This is a genomic window from Paraburkholderia sp. NMBU_R16 (assembly GCF_013282575.1).
Taxonomy (GTDB): Bacteria; Pseudomonadota; Gammaproteobacteria; order Burkholderiales; family Burkholderiaceae; genus Trinickia.
Genome location: NZ_JAAAYE010000251.1, coordinates 1 through 675 on the forward strand (window position 1 = coordinate 1; position 675 = coordinate 675).

At 61.0% G+C, this 675-nt stretch carries 1 protein-coding gene; it reads left to right on the forward strand.

Annotation, left to right across the window (positions count from 1 at the left end):
• Window position 1: 1 nt before the first annotated feature.
• The coding region (istB, locus tag GWC77_RS28120) for an IS21-like element helper ATPase IstB (protein ID WP_254367238.1) at window positions 2-675 on the forward strand (674 nt) is incomplete at its 3' end.

A 675-nucleotide genomic window follows, 5' to 3' on the forward strand; every position in this document is an offset into this window, starting at 1 on the left:
TTTGCGGCTGCCCGCCATCAAGCAGATCTGGCCCAGCTTTGCCGAACGTTCCGATACGGAAGGCTGGCCGGCGGCACGCCTGCTGATGGCGCTGGCTGAACACGAAATCGCCGAGCGCGATCGACGCCGAATCGAACGTCACCTCAAGGACGCAAAGCTGCTGCCGGGCAAGACGCTGGAGAACTTCGATTTCGACGCGGTGCCGATGGTGTCCCGCGCGCACGTCTCAGCACTTTGCGCCGGCGACGGCTGGCTGCGCAACGGCGCCAACCTGATTCTCATGGGGCCATCTGGTGGAGGCAAGTCGCACTTATCTTCAGCCATCGGACTGAGCCTGCTGGAGAAGGGCTGGAAGGTCCTCTTCGCTCGCACTACCGACCTCGTGCAGAGGTTGCAGGTCGCGCGCCGCGAGCTCGCTCTGGAGTCCGCCATCAACCGGCTGGATCGCTTCGATTTGGTAATTCTCGATGATTTCGCATACGTCAGCAAGGATCAGGCCGAGACGTCGGTCCTGTTCGAACTCATCAGCGCCAGGTATGAGCGCCGTTCCCTTTTGTTAACCGCAAATCAACCATTCGGCGAATGGGACAAGGTCTTCCCCGACCGGGCCATGACGGTGGCCGCCGTCGACCGGCTGGTCCATCACTCGACGATCTTTGAAATGAACGTCGAAAG